This is a genomic window from Acinetobacter sp. 148 (genome assembly GCF_031196675.1).
Taxonomy (GTDB): Bacteria; Pseudomonadota; Gammaproteobacteria; order Pseudomonadales; family Moraxellaceae; genus Acinetobacter; species Acinetobacter baumannii.
In genome coordinates this window covers 1-243 of sequence record NZ_JAVIMT010000102.1, presented here as the reverse complement: position 1 = coordinate 243, position 243 = coordinate 1, and the positions used below count along the sequence as shown (strand labels likewise).

2 pseudogenes are annotated in these 243 nt (G+C 38.3%); one reads left to right on the top strand and one right to left on the bottom strand.

The window, feature by feature from the left end:
* A pseudogene (locus RFX69_RS19350) lies at nucleotides 1–125 on the bottom strand (LysR family transcriptional regulator); the annotation flags it as partial.
* On the opposite strand from RFX69_RS19350, the pseudogene RFX69_RS19345 reads away from it, so the two are divergent.
* A pseudogene (locus RFX69_RS19345) lies at nucleotides 126–243 on the top strand (ABC transporter permease); the annotation flags it as partial.

Below are 243 nucleotides of genomic sequence, written 5' to 3'. Positions count from 1 at the left end.
AAGAAATTGACACAATAATGTGATAATAAATCTTCTGGTTGCTCTGGCGTTCCATGTTTATTTAAATAGTCAGGACTTGCACAAATCACTTGCGGCATATCGATCAAATGTCTAGCAATTAAAGAGCACTTATTCCACTGGTTATCTTGTGGTTCGGTATTGATGAAACAGCCAAATTATTTTTGGTGGCGGTCGGAGTCTTCTTCCCTATTTATATCAACACCTATCACGGTATCCGTTCAG